Origin of the sequence: Streptococcus pseudopneumoniae IS7493 (assembly GCF_000221985.1) — a bacterium.
Lineage (GTDB): Bacteria > Bacillota > Bacilli > Lactobacillales > Streptococcaceae > Streptococcus > Streptococcus pseudopneumoniae.
Genome location: NC_015875.1, coordinates 421448 through 442483, shown reverse-complemented (window position 1 = coordinate 442483; position 21036 = coordinate 421448). Strand labels below are relative to the sequence as shown.

The 21036-nt window shown below is 36.9% G+C and carries 21 protein-coding genes and 4 pseudogenes; 12 read left to right on the top strand and 13 right to left on the bottom strand.

The genetic code is table 11. From position 1 onward, the window contains the following. Positions 1-5 precede the first annotated feature (5 nt). From SPPN_RS02490 to SPPN_RS02465, 6 genes are all read right to left on the bottom strand, one after another. On the bottom strand, positions 6-983 hold the full coding sequence (locus SPPN_RS02490) for an ABC transporter substrate-binding protein (protein WP_000869842.1): 978 nt from the start codon (positions 981-983) through the stop codon (positions 6-8). A 557-nt stretch (positions 984-1540) separates the two neighbouring features. Continuing rightward, the gene (locus SPPN_RS02485) at positions 1541-2467 is read right to left on the bottom strand and encodes an ATP-binding cassette domain-containing protein (RefSeq protein WP_001291300.1); all 927 of its coding nucleotides are present in this window, start codon (positions 2465-2467) and stop codon (positions 1541-1543) included. A 10-nt stretch (positions 2468-2477) separates the two neighbouring features. Beyond that, a complete protein-coding gene (locus SPPN_RS02480) occupies positions 2478-3545 on the bottom strand; it encodes an ABC transporter ATP-binding protein (RefSeq protein ID WP_000159548.1) in 1068 nt (355 codons plus the stop codon). 8 nt (positions 3546-3553) lie between these two features. Next, positions 3554-4480: an oligopeptide ABC transporter permease OppC gene (gene oppC / locus SPPN_RS02475; RefSeq protein WP_000103690.1), complete on the bottom strand. Its 927-nt coding sequence runs from the start codon at positions 4478-4480 to the stop codon at positions 3554-3556. Then, on the bottom strand, positions 4480-5976 hold the full coding sequence (locus SPPN_RS02470) for an ABC transporter permease (RefSeq protein WP_000759897.1): 1497 nt from the start codon (positions 5974-5976) through the stop codon (positions 4480-4482). Before SPPN_RS02470 ends, oppC begins: the two co-directional genes overlap by 1 nt. Positions 5977-6042: 66 nt before the next feature. Further along, on the bottom strand, positions 6043-8022 hold the full coding sequence (locus SPPN_RS02465; RefSeq protein WP_000742234.1) for a peptide ABC transporter substrate-binding protein: 1980 nt from the start codon (positions 8020-8022) through the stop codon (positions 6043-6045). A gap of 127 nt (positions 8023-8149) precedes the next feature. Between SPPN_RS02465 and SPPN_RS13750 the strand changes: the two genes are divergently transcribed. Further along, positions 8150-8332, top strand: coding sequence for a hypothetical protein (locus SPPN_RS13750; protein WP_078800210.1), 183 nt, complete (start codon positions 8150-8152; stop codon positions 8330-8332). Here SPPN_RS13750 and SPPN_RS12650 read toward each other — a convergent pair. Further along, positions 8307-8498 (bottom strand): annotated as a pseudogene (locus SPPN_RS12650) (transposase); the annotation flags it as partial. The gene SPPN_RS13750 and the pseudogene SPPN_RS12650 overlap by 26 nt on opposite strands. Positions 8499-8504: 6 nt before the next feature. On the opposite strand from SPPN_RS12650, the pseudogene SPPN_RS02455 reads away from it, so the two are divergent. Continuing rightward, positions 8505-9268 (top strand): annotated as a pseudogene (locus SPPN_RS02455) (ISNCY family transposase); the annotation flags it as partial. Here SPPN_RS02455 and pcpA read toward each other — a convergent pair. Further along, a pseudogene (gene pcpA, locus SPPN_RS02450) lies at positions 9269-10624 on the bottom strand (choline-binding protein PcpA); the annotation flags it as partial. Positions 10625-11072: 448 nt separating this feature from the next. Here pcpA and SPPN_RS14155 point away from each other — a divergent pair. Beyond that, positions 11073-11228 (top strand): annotated as a pseudogene (locus SPPN_RS14155) (site-specific integrase); the annotation flags it as partial. Between the two features lie 230 nt (positions 11229-11458). Here SPPN_RS14155 and SPPN_RS02445 read toward each other — a convergent pair. Continuing rightward, positions 11459-12034, bottom strand: a complete 576-nt coding sequence (locus SPPN_RS02445; RefSeq protein WP_000185168.1) for a hypothetical protein — start codon at positions 12032-12034, stop codon at positions 11459-11461. Between the two features lie 10 nt (positions 12035-12044). Next, the gene (locus SPPN_RS02440) at positions 12045-12935 is read right to left on the bottom strand and encodes a hypothetical protein (RefSeq protein WP_000097855.1); all 891 of its coding nucleotides are present in this window, start codon (positions 12933-12935) and stop codon (positions 12045-12047) included. Between the two features lie 338 nt (positions 12936-13273). Here SPPN_RS02440 and SPPN_RS02435 point away from each other — a divergent pair, with 338 nt between their 5' ends. From SPPN_RS02435 to SPPN_RS12645, 7 genes are all read left to right on the top strand, one after another. Next, positions 13274-13792, top strand: coding sequence for a hypothetical protein (locus SPPN_RS02435; RefSeq protein WP_001060107.1), 519 nt, complete (start codon positions 13274-13276; stop codon positions 13790-13792). Between the two features lie 163 nt (positions 13793-13955). After that, positions 13956-14270, top strand: coding sequence for a hypothetical protein (locus tag SPPN_RS02430; RefSeq protein ID WP_025170852.1), 315 nt, complete (start codon positions 13956-13958; stop codon positions 14268-14270). After that, complete coding sequence (locus SPPN_RS02425) at positions 14270-15358, top strand: type IV secretion system DNA-binding domain-containing protein (protein WP_000255253.1); 1089 nt, start codon at positions 14270-14272, stop codon at positions 15356-15358. The genes SPPN_RS02430 and SPPN_RS02425 overlap by 1 nt, the downstream gene beginning before the upstream one ends. A 3-nt stretch (positions 15359-15361) precedes the next feature. After that, positions 15362-15961, top strand: a complete 600-nt coding sequence (locus tag SPPN_RS02420) for a hypothetical protein (protein WP_001232743.1) — start codon at positions 15362-15364, stop codon at positions 15959-15961. A gap of 202 nt (positions 15962-16163) precedes the next feature. Next, positions 16164-16817, top strand: a complete 654-nt coding sequence (locus tag SPPN_RS02415; RefSeq protein WP_000032482.1) for a replication protein — start codon at positions 16164-16166, stop codon at positions 16815-16817. 13 nt (positions 16818-16830) lie between these two features. Continuing rightward, the gene (locus SPPN_RS02410) at positions 16831-17094 is read left to right on the top strand and encodes a helix-turn-helix domain-containing protein (RefSeq protein WP_001196067.1); all 264 of its coding nucleotides are present in this window, start codon (positions 16831-16833) and stop codon (positions 17092-17094) included. Between the two features lie 66 nt (positions 17095-17160). Then, a complete protein-coding gene (locus tag SPPN_RS12645; RefSeq protein ID WP_000156559.1) occupies positions 17161-18378 on the top strand; it encodes a site-specific integrase in 1218 nt (405 codons plus the stop codon). Between the two features lie 106 nt (positions 18379-18484). On the opposite strand, the gene rpsI is transcribed toward SPPN_RS12645, so the two are convergent. Then, positions 18485-18877, bottom strand: coding sequence for a 30S ribosomal protein S9 (gene rpsI, locus SPPN_RS02400; RefSeq protein WP_000075973.1), 393 nt, complete (start codon positions 18875-18877; stop codon positions 18485-18487). Between the two features lie 19 nt (positions 18878-18896). After that, complete coding sequence (rplM, locus tag SPPN_RS02395; RefSeq protein ID WP_001044624.1) at positions 18897-19343, bottom strand: 50S ribosomal protein L13; 447 nt, start codon at positions 19341-19343, stop codon at positions 18897-18899. A gap of 354 nt (positions 19344-19697) precedes the next feature. On the opposite strand from rplM, the gene SPPN_RS02390 reads away from it, so the two are divergent. Both SPPN_RS02390 and SPPN_RS14150 read left to right on the top strand, forming a co-directional pair. Then, entirely contained in the window at positions 19698-20015 is a 318-nt protein-coding gene (locus tag SPPN_RS02390) for a DUF960 domain-containing protein (protein ID WP_000886037.1), read from the top strand. Positions 20016-20021: 6 nt separating this feature from the next. Then, entirely contained in the window at positions 20022-20144 is a 123-nt protein-coding gene (locus SPPN_RS14150; RefSeq protein WP_272941555.1) for a hypothetical protein, read from the top strand. Between the two features lie 76 nt (positions 20145-20220). On the opposite strand, the gene folK is transcribed toward SPPN_RS14150, so the two are convergent. Then, a complete protein-coding gene (gene folK / locus SPPN_RS02385) occupies positions 20221-21033 on the bottom strand; it encodes a 2-amino-4-hydroxy-6-hydroxymethyldihydropteridine diphosphokinase (RefSeq protein ID WP_000372517.1) in 813 nt (270 codons plus the stop codon). Positions 21034-21036 lie beyond the last annotated feature (3 nt).

Genomic DNA, 21036 nt, shown 5'->3' with positions numbered 1-21036 from the left:
CCTCCTTATTCCTTGCCTTCTAACTTACTAATATCAATTCCCAATGCATCTGCCATTTCTTGATTGGTATGCAATTCCAGTTTTTCAGGCAACTCAACTGCTATATTTTCTGGCTTCTCACCTTTTAAAACACGAACCAGCATTCGTGCTGTCTGCCGTCCCAATTCTTCATAATTGGTTCCGTAGTTATACAAGCCACCAACAGCAATCATTTCTGTTGAACCACCAAATACTGGAACCTTGTGTTTAATAGAAACCTGCTTGACTGTTTCCATGGTTGATGAAATGATATTATCCGTTGGGACAAAAACCATATCCACCTCTGCCATCAAGCTTTCTGCAGCCGCCTTGACGTTGTTACTGTCCAAGATTGTTTTTTCAACAACGGTAAAGCCTTTTTCTTCCAGAAGACGCTTAGCTTCATCCTTTTGGACAACTGAGTTTGGCTCGCTCTGAGTATAAAGAATTCCAATTGTTTTAGCTTTTGGCAACACTTTATTTATCAAATTGATTTGGGTTGAAATGGCATCTGATGACTGATCGCTTGTCCCAGTTACATTGCCCCCAGGATGCTCTCTTGACTCAACCAACTTGGCACTGACAGGATCTGTTACCGCTGAAAAGATAACCGGTGTCGTTTGTGTTGTATTGGCCAAACTCTGAGCAGAAGGCGTTGCGATGGCTAGAACGACATCACTAGATTCTGCTAGTTGCTGGGAAATCGTTTTTAGATTTCTTTGTTCTCCCTGTGCATTTTGCAAATCAATCTCGATATTTTTCCCCTCAACATATCCTTGTTTGGCCAGCTCATCCACAAACCCTTCTCTAGTAGCGTCTAAGGACTGGTGGGTAATAAATTGCGAAATACCGATACGAAACACATCTTTTTTCTTATCTGCCTTCAACTGATGCAAACTAATCAGAGAGGTTAAGAGGATCCCCACTACCAAGAGGGGTGCTAGCAATTTTCGAACAACTTTCATAATGAAACTCCTTCTCAGAAAAGATAATACTCAATGAAAATCAAAGAGCAAACTAGGAAACTAGCCGCAGGCTGTACTTGAGTACGGCAAGGCGACGTTGACGTGGTTTGAAGAGATTTTCGAAGAGTATAAAACAAAAAACCGCCTAGATAATACCTAAACGGATGCTTGAAATAATCTAACAAGTTACAACTTAGCTAGTCCATTTAGATATTCATCTATATGGACCACAATCAAAAATCTTAGCCACATAGATACAAACAAATTGCTTGAACTGTTTGCATCCATGGTGACATGTCTACAAACACTATCTAAAGTAGCTAAAGTAAAAGTTTTGATTCATCGTTACAGCTTGTCTCTTATTCATTTCTTTTTCTGCTTTCTTTTTTGATGTTTCCTATCTTACCACCTTTTTCATCACCTGTCAAGAATATTTCAGAATTTTTTAAAATTTTTCGAAAATTCTTTCAGGAAGCTTTCAAAGTTTTTCAAATCAGTCCAACAAAAAAAGTTTTATAATTTCCATAAAAATTGACATGGAAATTATAAAACCATTACTAGTTTAGTCCTTTTTGATAACGTGCCAATTCGGCTTGGTTCGCCCAAACATAGTGACCTGGACGGATTTCAACCATGGATGGTTTATCAGTCTCATAGTCGTGTTGACTTGGGTCGTAAACCTTCAAGACCTTCTTACGTTCCAAGATTGGATCTGGAATTGGTACCGCTGAAAGCAAGGCTTGAGTATATGGGTGAATTGGATTGTTAAACAATTCTTCTGTCTCTGCAACCTCTACAATAACACCCTTGTAAATAACTGCGATACGATCTGAAATAAAACGAACAACCGACAAGTCATGGGCGATAAAGAGATAGGTCAAGCCAAGTTCTTTTTGGAATTTTTTGAGCAAGTTCAAGACTTGGGCACGCACAGAAACGTCCAAGGCTGAAATTGGTTCATCCGCAATAACAAAGTCTGGTTGCATGACCAAGGCACGGGCAATACCGATACGTTGACGTTGACCACCTGAAAACTCATGAGGGTAACGAGTCAAATGCTCAGCAAGCAGACCCACTTCACGGATAATATTTTGAACTTTCTCTTCACGCTCTGCTTCATCCTTAAACAAATGGTGATTGTAAAGACCTTCAGAAATAATATAATCAACAGTCGCACGTTCATTCAAACTTGCCGCAGGGTCTTGGAAAATCATCTGGATACGACGAATCAATTCCGCAGCTTGTTCACGCGATTTCTTACCATTAATCTTTTGACCCTCAAAAATGATATCTCCATTACTTGTATCATTGAGACCGATGATAGCACGACCAATAGTTGTTTTCCCACTACCTGACTCACCAACAAGCGAGAACGTTTCTCCCTTGTTGATAAAGAAGTTAGCATTTTTAACCGCGACAAACTTCTTACTTCCTTCACCGAAGGAAATTTCTAAATCTTTAATTTCTACTAATTTTTCAGACATTTCCTTCCTCCTAGTCAGCCAGATGAGCAAATCCCATTTTTTCACGGATCTTATCATGGAGATTTGCAATCACAGCTGGTTTTTCTACTTTTGGAGCATCCTCATGAAGTAGCCAAGTTTTAGCCCAATGTGTCTCTGATACTGAGAATTGAGGAGCTTTTTGTTCGAAGTCAATCTGCATTGCATAGTCAGAACGCAAGGCAAAGGCATCCCCTTTCAGGTCAGTATAAAGTGACGGAGGTGTTCCTGGGATTGAGTAAAGATCCCCTTTATCATCAGCAAGCTGAGGCAAGCTAGACAAGAGACTCCATGTATATGGATGGCAAGCGTCATAGAAGACTTCCTCAACAGTTCCATACTCAACGATTTCTCCTGCATACATAACCGCTACCTTATCCGCAATACTTGCTACCACACCAAGGTCGTGAGTGATAAAGATTGTTGTGAAATGATACTCGTTTTGTAAAGATTTTAGCAAATCAATAATCTGAGCTTGAATGGTTACATCCAAGGCAGTTGTTGGCTCATCACAGATCAAGACATCAGGTCGGCAGGCAAGGGCAATCGCAATAACGATACGTTGACGCATTCCTCCAGAATATTGGAATGGGTATTCATCAAAACGTCTATCTGCATCTGGAATCCCAACCTTATTCATGTAGTCAATGGCCAATTCTTTTGCTTCCTTGGCTGTTTTTCCTTGGTGTTTTACAATAACTTCTGTAATCTGGCTACCAATTGTTTTAATGGGGTCCAAACTAGTCATTGGATCCTGGAAGATAGTCGCAATCTTAGCACCACGAATTTGTTCCCAATCCTTGTGAGAAGATAAAGCTGTCAAATCCTGACCACGGTAGTCAATACTACCTTGGGCAATGCGACCATTTTCTTCGAGCATACCTGTGAAAGTTTTTGTCAAAACAGATTTTCCTGATCCTGATTCACCTACCAAGGCTAATACTTCTCCTTCAACTAGTTCAAGGGAAACGCCGCGAATGGCTGTCAATACTTTGTCACGAACGTCAAATTCCACGACAATATCGCGAGCAGTCAAAATTACATTTTTTTCTTTTGTCATTTCTACTCCTATCTATGTGTACGTGGATCACTAGCATCCGCTAAGTTTTGACCAACTACGAAAAGGGACAAGGATACCAAAACAAGGGTTGTCAATGGAATCCAGAACAAGTAAGCATTGGTTGTTACGTTTTGTGAATAATCCGAAATCAAACGACCCAAACTTGGCACTGTAATCGGCAATCCAAGACCGAAGAAAGACAAGAAGGCTTCGTATGAGATAAAGCTTGGAAGCATTTGAGTCATGGTTGTCACAATAACAGATACCAATTGTGGCATAATGTTTTTGGCAACAATCTTCAAGGTTGGTGTTCCCAAAGTACGTGACGCCAAGTTGTATTCCAAATCACGATAACGCAAGATTTGCACACGGATCATGAAGGCAATCCCAATCCATGTCGTCACACTCATAGCAAAAATCAGATTCCAGAATCCAGCTCCGATTGAGTAAGTCAATACAATGACAATCAAAAGAGATGGGATGTTTGAGATGACGTTATAAACTTCCATCATGACACGGTCAACTGATTTTGAAATTCCCCAAATACCACCGACAAAAACACCGATAACCAAGTTAATCACTGTCGCAATCACAGAAATAAGGATAGAGTTACGAGCTCCAAACCAGACACCGTCAAAGAGTGATTTACCGTTACTGTCTGTACCGAACCAATGCTCAGCATTTGGCTTGATATAACGAGCACTAAAGTCGTTTACCTTGCTGACATCATTGAAATCAAACTTAGAAAACATTGGGTAGATGAAACTCATCAAAATGATGGCTACCAAGATTCCCAACATGACTACAGTTGATTTTTTCTTCATAAATTGTCTAAACACTGATTTCCAGTAAGAATATGCTGGCGCATCAATAGTTTCAGAGGCAAAATCGTCACGTTTTATAAACTGAAATTTTTCTTTATCGATTGTAGACATTATTTGCCTCCTTTCTCAGTCAATTTAATACGTGGGTCAATAATAGTCATCCAAATATCTCCCAAAAGACGTGAGAAGATAGAAATACATGTAAAGATGAAGACAAGACCAACGACCATAGAGTTATTAGATGCTTTTACAGAGTCAATCAACATTTTACCCATACCTGGGAAGGCGAAGACTGTTTCAGTAAGGGTTGCACCACCGATAACTCCAATAATGGCACCAGGAATTCCTGAAACCAGCGGAACCATGGCATTTTTAAAGATGTGTTTGTTTGAAATTTCTTTTTCAGACAAACCTTTTGCACGAGCGAAACGAACAAAGTCTTGAGATTGCAAGTCAATCATGTAACGACGAATCCAAATAGCTGTACCAGGAGCACCCAACAAACCAAGGATGACTGCTGGTAAAACGTAAGAACGCCAATCTCCAGCTCCCAAGATAGGGAACGAATCTGGAAGACCAATAGATGATCCAATCAATCGAACGATGTAAACCAAGGCAATGGTTGGAAGAGCAAGCAAGAAGGTCAAAGCCCCTGTTGAGAAGCTATCAATCCAAGTGTTCTTGAAACGAGCCATGGCTGAACCAAGTGGCACTGCAATCGCATAAGAAATCACCAAACCAATCAAACCAGTAATAGCAGAGCTGACAATCATAGATGGATATTGGTAATTACTTTCAGTCGCTGTATAAGGATCATCTTTCCCATAGCTAGCTACTTCACGAGAGTCAGCCTGACTAGGTGACTTGTAGGTTCTTGAGTAAATATTTACAGAAGACGTTTTCTTACCTGTTGGGAACTGAACTTGGGCAGTTTTGGTTTGTCCTTGACCTTGAGTAATAACCTGAAGAACTGGTGTATTAGCATAGGTTGGATAAGAGTCACCTAAATTGATGTTCACAAAATTTTGATGCACAAATGGGAACTGACTGTTAAAGTACAAGAGATATTTATGTTTAGTTCCTGAACCGACCAATGACCATCCGATAGCTGGATCATTTTCAAAACGAAGGTAGCGTTTCAAGTCTGGATTTTCAGGGTCTTGGATTTTATTTGTATGGTCAATGTCAATCAAGTTAGCATAGAAGTGAAAAACACGTTCAAAAATTGGAATTTCACGACTAGCATAGAATTGACCACTTTCAGTAAATTCTCCCAAGGTCCAACCATGACCTAATTGATTGATGTACTTTTCATAAATAGCTTTATTGGTCGCATTTGCTTCTACTGTTACAGAAGAATCCATGCTACTTGCCTTTTCTTGCAACTCTTTAGTATCGTAATACTCAATGTAGCCCATACGCTCAAACACAGTATTTTCATAGTTATCACGTTTATCAGCCGTTGTCGCAATTTTATTATAGTTAGGATCCTGCTTGAAAATCAATTTTCGAGGAACCAAGGTATAGATAATCGTGTAGGTCAAAGTCGTTACTAAGAAAATCGAAACCAATGACCGCAAAACACGCATAAAAATATATTTTTTCATATTATTTCCTTTAAAAATCCCAAAAGAACCTTCTCCTCATGGAGAGAAAGTTCTATTAGAAATTATTTACTTCACATGACTTGCCAATTCTTTTTGAGCTTTCTCATTTGATTCAGCTTTTTCTTTCAACCATTTTTCACGAGCTTTTTCATACTCTTCCTTAGTCACCACTTTATCTTGTAATTTCAAATATTTGAAGTAAACATCTGACCCCTTAGAGCCTGTTTGCGCAGAAGCTCCAGTAAATGGAACAATTCGTGAAAGCACTGGTGCTGCACCAGAAGAAGCCATAGCAGGAATAAAGAGTGAACTATCTGTCAACCATGCTTGAGCCGCTGCATATTTTTCATAACGGACATTCAAGTCGCTTGTCTCTCTGGCAGCTTCATCAACTAATTTATCGTATTCTTTCAAACCAACTTGAACTACTGAAGGGCTATTTGGATTATCAAATCCTAAATATGTTTTTGTAGTTTCACTGCTAGTTGTTTTTAAAATATCCAGGTAAGTAGATGGGTCTTGATAGTCTGGACCCCATGAAACTCCTCCTGATACATCCCAATCCTCAGATGAAGCATTGGCAGCATAGTAAGTAATATTAAGGAATTCATCACTTGTCATTTGTTGAATATCAACAACGACATTTTCAACACCAAGAACTGTTTCTACAGATTGTTTAAAGGACTGAATACGAGATATGTAGTTTTTTGATGCTTGGTCTACTGGAACGTCCAGATGAATAGGAAACTGAACGCCGTCTGCTTCTAAAGCTTTCTTAGCTTTCGCAAACTCTGCCTTGGCCTTGTCAGCATTGAATAAACCATCCTGCCCATCAGCTAAATTCACACCTTTCCACTCATCACCATAAGCAGGAAGTTGAGCAGCGACTAAATCACCAAAGGTCTTCTCACCAGCTGAAACAAAGTCTGGTTTTACAAATAAATTACGAACTGCTAAAGCTGCTCCATCTTTACCATTGATTTGAGCTGAGTAAGCTGAGCGATCAAGAGCAAAATTCAAGGCTTGACGGAAATCTTTGTTAAGCAATGCCTTCTTAGTAGCTACTTTCTCTGAATCTGTAGTTTTAGAAGTATAGTTGTAACTTTGGCGATCAATATTCACACCCAGACCAGCAATCCCAGAGCCTGATTGTGTGTAATAGATATTGTCCTTGTATTCTTCTGCAACCTTAGAATAGTTGGAGCTGGTAGGGTAAAGACGGGCATAACTATAAGCTCCACTAGTGAAGTTACGCTCTAGCGACTCCTGATCTGATCCATCATAGTAAGCTAGATTGATAGTATCTAGGTGGACATTTTCTTTATCCCAATATTGCTCATTTTTTACAAACTCTACAGAAGATTTTGCAGTCAACCCTTTCAACAAGAATGGACCATTATAAAGCAAGGATGTCGGATCTGTTGGTTTAGCAAAATCGCTTCCTTTTGATGTTTCGAATTCTTCATTCAGAGGCCAGAAAATAGAATAGGTCAACTTAGAGTTCCAAAACGGTTCAGGCTGGTTCAAAGTGTATTGTAACGTATAATCATCAACCGCCTTGACACCAACTGTTGAAAAATCTGTTGAAGTTCCTGATAGATAATCTGCCAAGCCTTTAACCGAATTTTCAGCTAAATACATAGCTTCTGATTTTTTATCTGCTGCGTGTTTTAAACCGTTCACGAAATCTTTAGCCGTCACCTCTGCATATTCTTCTCCATCAGAGGTAAACCATTTAACCCCTTTACGAATCTTATAAGTGTAGGTCAAACCATCCTTAGAGACTTCCCAATCCTCTGCAACTGCAGGAGCAAGATTACCGTAATTATCGTTAGTGAATAAACCATCAATCCCATTTGAAGTCACTACTGTTGTACTATTTTTACTTGAAATCAGGTAGTCCAAGGTTTCTGGGTCTGCTGTATAAACATAGCCATAAGCTTTAGGGGCTGATGAATCAGATGATTTTGAAGAACTGCATGCTGCAAGTACACCTGCTGCTAATAAAACAAGACCTGCTGTAGCAAATACACGATTTTTTTTCATTTTCTACTCCTCTGTTTATGTGAATTATAGATTGACAACCATTATATCATATTATCCATTAAAAATCAAACAAATTTTCAGAATATTTAGGCTTGTTGGCACAAATTTTTCATTTTTTTTTGAATATATGATTCAAATTGTCGTTCGAAGTGTCAAAGACTACAGTGAAAATAGGAAATTTGACGCAGAAACTTTGGAGCTTAGGAAGACATACAGTAAAATAAAATACGGACGGAACAATGTGATTTTGGAATTCAAATTAAATTATAACAATATTAGACTTCCTGCAAAAGAGGATATAGCTTCATGAGTCCTTGATAACCATTGTCAGCCAAGATTTTACCAGCTTGTCCGATATTTCTGCGACTCGTTTTGAACAACTTCATATCATGACAATAGTTCACAGCGATATCCAAAGAAACAATTCTCCCTTGACTTGTGACAATCGCTTGAGCCTTCATAGCGTGGCATTTCTCATCTAAATGGAGGCTAGCCCTCATGCCTGGTTTGGAGCAGAAACCTCTAACTTACACTTAGCCATTGATGATGCTTCTGGCAATATCCTAGGGGCTTATTTTGATAAACAAGAGACCTTGAATGCTTACTATCATGTCCTCGAACAAATTTTAGACAACCACGGCATTCCCCTTCAAATCAAAACAGATAAAAGAACAGTCTTTACCTATCAAATCTCCAACTCTAAGAAAATGGAGGACGATACCCATACACAATTCGGATACGCCTGTCACCAACTGGGGATTCTCCTTGAGACAACCGCTATCCCTCAAGCTAAAGGGAGAGTCGAAAGACTCAATCAGGCACTACAATCTCGCCTGCCTATTGAACTGGAACGAAACAATATTCATACCTTGGAAGAAGCCAATACTTTCCTTCTTTCCTACATTCAAACCTTTAATGAACAGTTTGGAAACAAGACAAAACTCTCTGTCTTTGAGGAGGCTCCTAAGCCCTCTGAACGAAATCTCATTCTGGCTAGACTGGCGGAGAGAGTCGTCGATAGTGGACACCATATCCGATTCCAAAATCGTTGCTATATCCCTGTTGAACAAGGAAAAGAAGTCTACTTCAGCAGAAAGACGAAAGCATTCGTTATAAAAGAAGTTGACGGTGACATCTACCTCAATATCGCTGACAAGATCTATCACACAAAGGAGCTACTAGTTCATGAACTCTATTCGAAAAACTTTGAATCAGAACCAGAACAAAAAAAGAAAGACGCAAGTATAGCTACATCAGTTTCTTGTTTTATATTATCTACTTTTTCAACAATGATATCATTACTAGTAGATAAATTTGATTTAAGAACATCTTTTATATGTTCTGATGTTACATAGAACTTAACAGTTTCAGGAATTGCAAATGTATCTTTTTTCACAGAAAACTCTGTACTTTTATTCTTAATATGAATTTCCTTTAATGAATCTAAGACGCCACTTAGGAAGAAGGACGGCAATGAGTTGATATTATTACCAATTGTTAAACTTTTTAATTTTGGTAAACCGTTCATAACGTGTTTACCAAAATTTTTAACATTATCTGGTAATATAAGTTCTTTTAATTCTAAATTACCGTAAAAGGCTAAACGTTCAATAGTTTCTAAACTATTTGGTAAGCTAATTTCTTCAAGTTTAATCGCATCCGCAAATGCAAAAGTACCGATTTTTTCTAAACCTTCATTCAATTCGAGTTTTTTCAAGTAAGAATTTTTATTAAACGAATATGATGCAAGTTCTTTTGTCTCCTTAGGCGTTTTATAACTTTCGTCATTTTTTTGACTTGGATAATAAATTAATTGAGTTTTATCTTTTGAAAACAAAACACCATCAACTGAGGCAAACGATTCATTTCCTTCTTCAACATCAACATGTTTTAAGCTAGTAGTGAGTCTAAATAGATTACTTCCTAATGTTTTAACCGATTTTGGTAATGTTAGTTTCTCTAAATTTGATAAATTAGCAAAAGCCTCATGTGATATTAATTCTAATTTTGAACTTGAGGAAAAGGTTAGCTTTTTCAATTTTTGACTAAAAGAAAATGCACTTGTTCCAATATATTCTAGAGATGCAGGCAATTCAATCTCTTCTAATTCAGAAAAATCAAAAGCTCTATCTTCAATTTTCTCCAGCTGACTGCCTTTGTCAAAAATAATAGTTTTAGCTTTACTTCCATGGAAGCCTTTTTTTTGTATTTTTTTTATGCTTGATGGGATAGTAATAGAGCTAGGATAGTAGACAATTCTACCTGTTTCATCTGGATAATAACTAAAAGCTTGACTAGCTACTTCAGTAACGGTAAATACTTTATCACCTACTGTGATTTTTGTAGGAATCGTGAATGGTTTTCCATCTTGACCAGCTTCAAACTCTACAGGAGTAACTCCATTACCCACTTGAACAGTTCCTATGTTACCTTCTACAGTTAGAACCTTATATTTGATATTATTTTGTTGAATAATACTTCCAACTTTAGTCTCTTTGATTACTTCCGAACTAGGAGTATCTGCTAGGATTGGTTCATTAGGGACATATGCTGCTAAAATAACCGCAGCTGTAGTTAATGATAATATTGTAGTTTTTTTCATTTAAATTTCCTTACATATTTATTTTCTAATAGATATAAAATTATAACTTTGCTAGCCGTTGTTATAAAAAGTTTTATTCAATCATTATCTAGTAGAATAGAGTAGTACATTTTATAAATTGTCATCTCTCCATAAACATAGTATATCATTTTTAAATTTTAAGTCAAGAAAAATTAACCAATGTTAATTTTATTTTTAACACACGTTAATTTTATTTTTAACATGGGCTAAAAATAAAATTAACTGAGTAAAAACTCTCGAAATTCAATTCGCTATATTATCACTCAACTTGAACAAATACCAGAACCACAAAAAACAGATATAATTGATGCAATAGCAACTCTATTAAACAACATAAGAGACTGGGACAAAAAGATTTTGATTTCAGTAATTCTTTATTATAAATTTTTAAAATCGATAGATTAGACAAAAAAGCGAACGAAACAGAAAATCTTCACTCATATTCCCAACCATATACGGGAATTATATGTGCGATAGAAATGAAAGAGCAACTCTTAAAAAGCGTCTATCTGCTTTAGGACTACCAGACTATAGTTTTCACTTATTCCGCCACACACACGCTTCTATGATGTTAAATGCAGGTATCGCTATTACCTCAATAAATAATCCATCTAATTTCATTTCGTCTTTACCAAATTTGACGAGATTGACGACCTCTTCATAACGTCCTACCGCATTATTGACATCTTATAAGTTCGTTCTAGCTTTTGATAAGGCTTTGTCAATCTTTGGATTGACACTTTCATTTTGTGTCACAAACTCCATGCCGTAAGACGTTGCCACTCTTCAACTTCACGTTGAATTTTTACTTCTTTACTCTGTTTCGTTGCCATTACCAAAGCCTTTTAAAATGTTCTTTAAATTGGCTCTTTTAATTGCCCAGTGAGTCCTACTTAATTCCCAATCTTCTATTTTTAATTCTGATTGATGAAGTTCGATCAGATTTAAATCAATTTCACATTCTTTCTGAAAATCAAATTTTATATATCCAGCTCTTTTATCTATATCTACTAATTTTCCAAAAAATCCAGTTTTTATCTCTTGGTTCGCCTCACTATATTCTGGAAGGAATAAAGCTGGCAAACTCATTATTTCATCAATATCTTCTAAAGTGAATTGATTGAACTTTTGACTAATTGCTGAATTTGTGTATTGAAAAACCCTATCATTGTTTAAACTAAACGAGTTCTCTTCATACTTCTCATTGTAAATTATAAATAGGTTATAATATTCATTGGAAGAGAGTATCTGCCGTATAGGTGTAACATTAACGATATGATTTACACTGTTTGCTTGCTCAATATTATAAATTCTGTCCGCATTTTGTTGTAGTGGTTGTTGGGGAAATTCTGAGGGCAAATTATCCTGCCTTTTTAGTGAGTTTGTCAATGTATTCTCCTTAATTTAAATTTTCTACATGTTCTATGTTATAAATTTTGTTAGCATACTGAGTTATGATTTTTGGATTATTCAATACTTGTTGTTTCATAGATTCTTCACCTTCAGTATTAAATTTTTTCTCTTCTTCGTTCTCAGTATCTGATTCTTCAACATGCTCTTGTTCCACTATTCCAGCAGTTTGTTCATTCAACTCTTCCACACTTGGGTTATAACGAGTTATTTCTAAATTAGGCAAAGACTTTCCCAGTTCTGAGTTTCTGAATTTCCATGGCGTATTTTCTCCATTTTGAGAATACCATTCCTCAAATGTTTCTTTACCGAGTGTATTATCAATTTTATTTACAAATATATATCTCATCACATCTAACAAGAATGGCTCAATTTCTACTGTTGTAATACTTAATAATTCTGACTTAGATACAGTATTATTAACAGAAATCTTAAATCGTTCCGAAATATCAATTGTTTCATCATTACAGATTGTTTCTATAATAGCAGAAGCAAACCATTCCAATTTTTGCTCTGAAAACTTATTACTTATAAAAGCAGACATACTCTCAAGTGTGTCTTTTTTATTTTGCTTAACTGAGGTTTCAAAAGAATCAATAAAAGTTTGGTCGTCAAAGATCAAATATGATGTAGCAGATATCACACATTTTTTATATTCAGACACATTCTTTTTAAATGATGTCCCTTTAACTTTTAAAAGGGATTCCCCTGTAAAGTTCTCGATGAACGATAACATCATATCATCTTCATTTAAACCATCACTTTTATCAGTTACAACACCACGTACTCTTGTACTACGTACTCTTCTTCTAGTATTTCTAGCTTCAAGAATAAGCCCAAAGAGTATCCCTCCTGTTAGGCGTGGAACGTTAGATGACATTTTTTAACTCCTCTTACTTTATTTGGTAACTTTATCTACTTTATCTACATTTACAAGTAACTCCATCTACTTCATAATAAAGTTTGAAGATAAGGCAAATGTATATTTGATTCTATTATATCAAATTTCACAAGCGTTTTCTTCAGAATAATAATATTAGTCCTAATTGATGGCCATCAAATGGACGGATTGAAACGAATATGAAAACTCAGACGATAACGGTCGAGTTCTGCATATATCTGTTTATCCGTTTATTTGGTGTGCCCTTTTCACATCTATCGGTATTCAGTATGGCTCATTGAAGTTTCTTTCCGTCCTAAGGACAGAAAGGAACCAACATGAATAATATATATGAAGAAATTTCTAAAAAGAAATTAAATGAAAAACTCGTTAAATCTCTAACTCCAGAAGAGCAATCTTTCTGGCTTGAATGGCTAAATGAGAGTGATAGACATGAAAATAGTTATGCTCGCCAATGTCGTCGTAAAGAAATAAGTCTAAACTCCAAAATAAACAATGGAAGAACAAATAACGAAACAACTCCACTTGACTTGTTTATAGATGATTCCCCTAATCCTCTTGACTTTCTCATTCAGACAGAAGATGAAGAATTTACCTTAGCTCAATTGCCAAGATTAAAAAAGGTTCTATCTGAATTAGATGAACTTGACAGAGACATTATCTTACTTTGCCATTCATTTGAAGAATATGAATATACGTATAGGGGGGAAACCTATATAAACTACAAGAAACTTTCTTTCAGAGAAATGGGTAGAAGATTAAATGAGGACTATCGTAAAATCCAACGTAAGATACCGAAAATAATGTCTTATATAAAAGAAAGACTCACAGAATAATTGAACAAAAAAATTAGGCCTTTTTTGCTCAAAAATGGTTCAACTACCCTTAATTTTGTCCATTAATTAGGAGGTAGTTTTAAAAGTCCAGCTCATGACCTCAAACCGAGCTTGTCTCTTCTTAGTTTTTAAGCTTCATATAGAAAGGTATATCCATATGAAAATCAAACCACAACACCGAAAAGGCGGTTACTCAAACCATATCGCTCAACAATACGTTGACCTCAACGCTCCTATCTACTTACTGAGTGACGAACTCGAACCCCAACAAAAGTACGAAAACAACAAACCAACAGGGGAAATTGTCGCTTATAAGGCTTGGTTCGGACAAAAAGGACTTCCGCCTTTTCAAGTGAAATTTACAGAAGCACCTGAACTGCCAGACTACCTATCTCTGGTTTCATTTGAAGGTCTAATGGCATGCGAAGTTAACTACAATGTCTACTTCAAAGCTGACGGATTGAAAGAGGTGAACTAATGGTTTCAACTCTCACACAAAGAGAGTTGGAACAATACCTGTTACAGAGCCTAAATATGGGTTTGGGCTCTGTATTACAGGGTGAAACATCCTACACCAACTCTTTTAACATTCTTGTCCGAGAAGACGGCTTTATCTTTGTCCCTCGTCTACCATGTGGCTTTATCATTGATGATGACTTGTATCAGAAGATTTTTCTAATCGCAAACGCCTCCCTCTATCCTCAATATACGCTATTGAAACAAAACTCTGCTTACTTTATCGCCTTAAAGTCAGAGGATATTCATGTTCAGCGTGGCTTATTCTTTCCATGGAAAAAAGGAGTTTCGGAGCGCTTGGTCATTCCAGACCTTGAGATATTTACCTCGTCTCTAAAGGGTAATAATATTCCTATCATGAAAAATCTAGCCATTAACTATGATAAGGTAACTTCTTTGGCTATTGCTGGTAATTCCGGTAGTGGGAAAAGTTACGCTTTGACTTATCTACTTAGTGTCCTGAAAAACATTTCTGACCTAATTATTATTGACCCTAAGTTTGATACACCATCACGCTGGGCAAGAGAACACCAAACTCCCGTTATTCACCCCCATGAAAACCGCTCTAAATCTGATTTTGTTTCAGAAATTAATGAAAACCTGAGCAAGTGTATGACCATCATTCATAAAAGGCAAGCCATCTTGTTTGAAAATCCACGTCATGAATTTAAACATCTAACCATTGTTATTGATGAAGTACTAGCCTTGTCAGAAGGAGTCAACAGAACCATCAAAGATTCTTTCTTCTCTTTATTGTCTCAAATCGCACTACTGGGACGAGCTACACGTGTTCATTTACTTCTAGTCAGTCAACGCTTTGACCATACAACTATCCCCGTATCCGTTCGGGAACAATTGAATGTTCTGATACAGATTGGAAACATTAATAAAAAGACCACACAGTTTTTGTTTCCCGACCTCGACCCTGAGGGCATCGTTATTCCGATAGGCAAAGGAACAGGACTTATACAGATTATTGATAACGAACATCCTTATCAAGTTTTCCCCCTCCTCTGTCCCACCTATTACACCAAGAAAGGAATTTTATAGACTATGAGAAAAACGAATTTTCAAAAAACCATTCATCCAGCAACTACCTTTTTTATAATGGGAATCCTATCTATGTTTATTTCAATCTTATTGAGGCTTGGAATGAATCCCTTGGAAAACAGTATCTATTTCACATCTCTGTTTGATTTCCTGCGCTTGCTTCACTTTATCAGCTCATCTATTTCTTTATTGTCCCTTCTCTTATTCCTTGGATTAGTTGGCTATGAAATTAAGATACGCCACAGAGAAGATAAAATATCAAACCTCTTTAAGTCCATTACACAGACCTTTTCTCTTCGTCTATTTCTGATTCAAAGAGAGTACTCAGAAACTGTAAGCACAAGCGAGCAAGGAAACACAAAGAGATACAACCCTATCAACAAACAGTTCAATAAAGCGATTCAGAAAGTGGTTGTAGATATACGAGAGGAAAGCACAACATTGATTATTCCTGTCCCCAAATCGCAACAAGCCATTAGAATTCTAAAAGATTTGGAAACAATCATCAGTGAAGAAATTTCTAGTCGCAATCCTGACTATTATTTTTCAAGACCTGAAAGAAAGGGCATGGACTTCTACTTTATCGGAACAAGACGTAAATAATAGGACGGGCGCTATGGCGCACGAAGTAAGCGCCACCTAGCGCCCGTCTGCTTGGTATATGGACTAACGGGTTACTACGACCCCGTTAGTCCAATAATCAATAATCACAGAAATATCAAAAAAGCGTCTTCCACCTTCCGAAAGAACCCTTCTAAATCTCCTTATAGATAGAAATACAATTTGAAAGCGAGGTATGTTGTATATGTCAAAAGAACAACGTTCCAACAAGTGGGCTTTTCTTTTCTACAGAGAGAGCGCCCCAGAAAACTATTTAGAAATCCTTGAAGACCTTCATATTCCCTTTATCTTATCCCCTTGGCACGATAAAGACGTTAATAGAAGAACAGGGGAACTTAAAAAAGCTCATAAGCATGGCGCCTTTTTCTTCGATTCACTCAAAAGTTATTCTCAAGTATCTGAACTCATCAAGGATAAATTAAAGGGACCTGCTCATGTAGAACCTATTATGTCTCCAAAAGGGATGTATGACTACTTTGTCCATGCGGAGAATCCTGAGAAAAGTCCGTACGATATCAAAGATATAGAAATTGGATGCGGATTTGAATTGGATAAATTCCTCATAAACCATAACAACGATGATTTTCTATCAACTATTATTGACGTGATAGACAAGAATAATTTCACTGAATTTAATCATCTGGTTAGGTATGCGAGAGAAGAAAATCCGACCTTATTAAGACTTATCGTAGATAAAACTTACTTTTTTGCCAAGTATTTAGATTCACGAAGGTATAGTACAGATAAAAGCAAAATAACTTCATCAAAAGCTCCCTTGACGAATACTCCTAATAAAACTAGAGACATCATATCAGACTCTACTTTAATAGAAGTATAACGGAGGAAAAGCTATGCAAGTAATCTTACCAGATGAACAAATTCATCAAATTCAACTTTTACTCTCTAATCTTATAAAGAAAGAAATCAGAGAGCAATTAGACAAGAGCGGTATCGATAGTCCCTATTTGAACAAACAACAAGCTTGTAACTATTTAGGTATATCAAATAATACACTGGATTCTTGGATTGTAAAAGGCTTACCCAAAATCAAAATCGGTAAAACGATTCGATTCCATAAAGACGCTATCGATCAATGGCTAAACTTACATAACTAGAAATATCAAGATTTTTGTTTTATAATAGTCATGATATTTTCTGGTTCGATACACAAGGAGAATATCATGACTATCACTAAAACACAAAATGGTACTTATCGTTTAAAAATCTACATTCCAATAGATGCACGAATGCCACTTGGCATCGTCAACAACAACTATTACGATAAACGATTCAAAACAAGAAAGGAGGCAAGACAAGCAGAAATAGACTTGCTTACCAAGTTAAATCAAATTGAAGATAATGAATTTACTGGATTAGGTAAAGGAGAAATCCTTTTCTCAGACTTCTATCATAATATTTGGTGGGATTCCTACAAATCAGGACAAACAACATCTACTGTTAAACCACCAAGTAAGTCAACTATCTCTAATACTAAAACTTGTTTCGAAAGACATATATTGCCACTTCTTGGAAATTATACAATACAGTTTCTAAATCAAAACAAGCAGGTTATTTTAAACCTTATGACAGCAAAAGCTAACGAATATGCGAACTTTAAATCTTTACGTAGCTATGTGATTTCTATTTTTGATTGGGCAGAAGAACTTGAATATATAGAAGCTAATAAAGTTGCCAAAATATTAAGAAGAATAAAAGCCACTAAAAAGATTCAACTTGATGAGTCCAAGAGAGAGGAAGATTTATATCTGACACACGAGCAACTACAAGACTGGTTCTTAGCCTTTCAAAAAGATTTAGAGGACGAAAAGATTTCACTCAAAGATTATGTCCTATTCTATCTCACATTCTTTTTAGGGGATAGAAAGTCTGAATCCTATGCGCTACAATGGAAACATATTGACTTTGATAAATCGCAAATTCAATTACTCCAAGCATTAGATAGATATGGAGAAGTAAAATCAACAAAAAGCAACAAGAAAACTGTCTTTTCTGTTTCAGGTGACTTACTCCAATTGCTCAAAAATTGGAAAGAACAACAAAGATATGAATTAGCAAAGTTCGGCATCATCAGTAATCCAGAACAATTTGTTTTTACATATATCGACACAAAAGGAAACATCAACAAGCCTTTACATGCTGACTATCTGAACAATAAAATGAAAAGTATTAGAAAGCGACATAAAGAACTAGCACACGCTACACCACATAAACTGCGACATACAGGAGCAACGCTGGCTAAACAAGCAGGAATGAGCTTAGAAGCTATTTCTGAAGCACTAACACACAGCGATACAGGTACAACTCAAATTTATGTCAATACTTCTAACGTTGTTCCTATGACCGTTGGTGAATTTGCTTTAAAGTCTCTAAAACAATAAGGTAAAAATAAGGTGAACTTTGAGGTGAATTTTTTTAAAAAAGACGAAAAAAACACCCATAAGGTAAACTTTTGGGTGCTTTGAAACGTTGATATAATCGTATTGATTAACGTTTTGAGAATTGTGATGCTTTACGAGCTTTCTTAAGACCTGGTTTCTTACGTTCAACTTTACGTGAGTCACGTGTAAGAAGTCCTGCACGTTTCAATGAATCGCGGAAGTCTGGGTCTACTTGAAGAAGGGCACGAGCGATACCGTGACGGATAGCTCCTGATTGACCAGCGTATCCACCACCTACAACATTAACGAAAACGTCGTATGAACCTACAGTTGAAGTAACTGCGAATGGTTGGTTGATGACAAGACGAAGGTCAGCGTGTGGGATGTACTCTTCAACATCTTTTTTGTTAACAGTGATTTTACCAGTTCCTGGAACAAGGCGAACGCGTGCAACAGCGTTTTTACGACGTCCAGTACCTGCATATTGTGCTTGTGACATACTTTATTTGTTCCTTTCCTTAGATAAGTCCTGAAATGTCAAGAACTTCTGGTTGTTGTGCAGCATGAGTGTGCTCAGCTCCAACAAATACTTTCAACTTCATACCTTGAGCGCGTCCAAGTGTATTGTGTGGAAGCATACCTTTAACTGATTTCTCGATCAAACGTACTGCATTTTTAGAACGAAGTTCACCTGCAGAGATTTGTTTCAATCCACCTGGGTGGTTTGAGTGAGTGTAGTAGATTTTATCAGTTGCTTTTTTACCAGTTAATTTAACTTTTTCAGCATTGATAACAATCACAAAGTCACCTGTATCAGTGTGTGGTGTAAATGTTGGTTTGTTTTTTCCGCGAAGTACGCTAGCAACTACTGCAGAAAGACGTCCAAGTGGTACATCAGTTGCGTCAACTACGTACCATTTACGTTCAACTTGGCCTGGTTTAGCCATAAATGTTGTTTTGTTCATGATTTCTCCTATATATAGTTCGATTTTTGTTTACGGTGATGGGTGTTCCTTCCCATCGAAAAGTATTTGGAAGGTTCCGGGGCCTTTCAAATGGGGTAAACAATACCGTCTACTATCATACCAAATTTCACCCCTAAAAGTCAATAGATATGAAAAATATTTTTCGGTAACTTCTCAAAGTAACTGAAAGTTATATAAGCAAGTTAATTTGGGAATTTACCTATTAACTTCGGGAGATTTTTGGGATTTTTTCCTTATTTTTCCCTGTAGCTAAAATCCTTTTCAAAAAATTACCTTTTCTTGATTTTTAATCCTATTTGTTGTATGATAAGGGAAAAGAAAGGGGGCAAAAATATGGCTTTTACCAATACCCAAATGCGATCGGCTAGTTTTGGCATTGTTACCAGCTTGCCTGATGATGTCATTGACTCTTTTTGGTATATTATTGACCACTTCTTAAAAAATGTCTTTGAATTGGAAGAAGAACTCGAGTTTCAATTGCTCAATAACCAAGGAAAAATTACCTTCCACTTCTCAAGTCAACACCTCCCTACAGCCATTGATTTTGATTTTAACCATCCCTTTGACCCTCTTTATCCCCCCAGAGTCTTGGTTTTAGACATGGACGGTAGAGAAACTATCCTACTCCCAGAAGAAAATGACCTATTTTAATACTCAATGAAAATCAAAGAGCCAACTAGGAAGCTAGCCGCAGGTTGCTCAAAGCACTGCTTTGAGGTTGTGGATAGAACTGACGAAGTCAGCTCAAAACACTGTTTTGAGGTTACAGATGGAAGCTGACGTAGTTTGAAGAGATTTTCGAAGAGTATAAAAACTCTAGCCTTCAGTTACAAACGACTGAAAACTAGAGTTTTTTCTATTGTTTCAAAGCATTATACAAGTTGCGGATCGGTTGCTTTAATGTCGGATGGATAAAATGAGGCGCAATTTCTTGTAGAGACTCAAGAACAAAAAGGCGTTCTGCTATGTAAGGATGGGGCAAGATAAGCTCATCTGTGTAAATGACCTGGTCCTCCACAAAGAGCAAGTCCAAATCAATCAAACGAGGCCCCCAATGTACTTCTCTCACCCGTCCCATCTCTGACTCAATGGCTAACAAGGTCTCTAATAGCACTGGAGCAGGCAACCATGTTTCTACTTCAACCACTTGATTATCAAAGCTATCCTGCTCCACTCCACCCCAAGGCTCCGTCGCTAAGACACTGGACTCTTTGAGAATATGGATACCTCGAGCTCGCAGTTTGTCAACGGCTTGCTCTAAGTTTGCTTGCTTATCCCCCATATTGCTTCCTAGGGCGATAAAGGCTCGTTGCTTGCGGCGATGAATGGTTACCGAGCAAGTATCTAGTGGCAAATGCACTGGCGCCCAAGGTTTTTTGAGTTCTAGCTTTATTTCTTGGACAAGAGGATAGACCTCAAAAGTACGTTCTACCAGTTTGTAGGCTACCGTTTCAATCAAATCCTCACTCGTTTCCTGAAACCATGTCGTCCACTGCTGACACAGTTCTCCGTAATGGACAGAGGCTGTTAAATCCAAGTCTGTAGCCGCCTTGGTCATATCATAGGATAGGATGGCTGAAACGACAAACTTCTGCCCCAATTCCTTTTCACTAGGAAAAAGACCATGATAGGCAAAAATTTCCAAATCTTTAATCTGCAGTTGATCCATAAC

Excerpts from the sequence above, each read along its gene's own strand:
- rplM (WP_001044624.1), bottom strand. The coding sequence starts at position 19,343 with ATGAACAAAACAACATTTATGGCTAAACCAGGCCAAGTTGAACGTAAA.
- SPPN_RS02390 (WP_000886037.1), top strand. The coding sequence starts at position 19,698 with ATGGCTTTTACCAATACCCAAATGCGATCGGCTAGTTTTGGCATTGTT.
- SPPN_RS12645 (WP_000156559.1), top strand. The coding sequence starts at position 17,161 with ATGACTATCACTAAAACACAAAATGGTACTTATCGTTTAAAAATCTAC.
- SPPN_RS02480 (WP_000159548.1), bottom strand. The coding sequence starts at position 3,545 with ATGACAAAAGAAAAAAATGTAATTTTGACTGCTCGCGATATTGTCGTG.
- SPPN_RS02420 (WP_001232743.1), top strand. The coding sequence starts at position 15,362 with ATGAGAAAAACGAATTTTCAAAAAACCATTCATCCAGCAACTACCTTT.
- SPPN_RS02415 (WP_000032482.1), top strand. The coding sequence starts at position 16,164 with ATGTCAAAAGAACAACGTTCCAACAAGTGGGCTTTTCTTTTCTACAGA.
- SPPN_RS02470 (WP_000759897.1), bottom strand. The coding sequence starts at position 5,976 with ATGAAAAAATATATTTTTATGCGTGTTTTGCGGTCATTGGTTTCGATT.
- SPPN_RS02440 (WP_000097855.1), bottom strand. The coding sequence starts at position 12,935 with ATGTCATCTAACGTTCCACGCCTAACAGGAGGGATACTCTTTGGGCTT.
- SPPN_RS14150 (WP_272941555.1), top strand. The coding sequence starts at position 20,022 with ATGAAAATCAAAGAGCCAACTAGGAAGCTAGCCGCAGGTTGCTCAAAG.
- SPPN_RS02490 (WP_000869842.1), bottom strand. The coding sequence starts at position 983 with ATGAAAGTTGTTCGAAAATTGCTAGCACCCCTCTTGGTAGTGGGGATC.
- folK (WP_000372517.1), bottom strand. The coding sequence starts at position 21,033 with ATGGATCAACTGCAGATTAAAGATTTGGAAATTTTTGCCTATCATGGT.
- SPPN_RS02435 (WP_001060107.1), top strand. The coding sequence starts at position 13,274 with ATGAATAATATATATGAAGAAATTTCTAAAAAGAAATTAAATGAAAAA.
- rpsI (WP_000075973.1), bottom strand. The coding sequence starts at position 18,877 with ATGTCACAAGCACAATATGCAGGTACTGGACGTCGTAAAAACGCTGTT.
- SPPN_RS02485 (WP_001291300.1), bottom strand. The coding sequence starts at position 2,467 with ATGTCTGAAAAATTAGTAGAAATTAAAGATTTAGAAATTTCCTTCGGT.
- SPPN_RS02410 (WP_001196067.1), top strand. The coding sequence starts at position 16,831 with ATGCAAGTAATCTTACCAGATGAACAAATTCATCAAATTCAACTTTTA.
- oppC (WP_000103690.1), bottom strand. The coding sequence starts at position 4,480 with ATGTCTACAATCGATAAAGAAAAATTTCAGTTTATAAAACGTGACGAT.
- SPPN_RS13750 (WP_078800210.1), top strand. The coding sequence starts at position 8,150 with ATGATTCAAATTGTCGTTCGAAGTGTCAAAGACTACAGTGAAAATAGG.
- SPPN_RS02425 (WP_000255253.1), top strand. The coding sequence starts at position 14,270 with ATGGTTTCAACTCTCACACAAAGAGAGTTGGAACAATACCTGTTACAG.
- SPPN_RS02465 (WP_000742234.1), bottom strand. The coding sequence starts at position 8,022 with ATGAAAAAAAATCGTGTATTTGCTACAGCAGGTCTTGTTTTATTAGCA.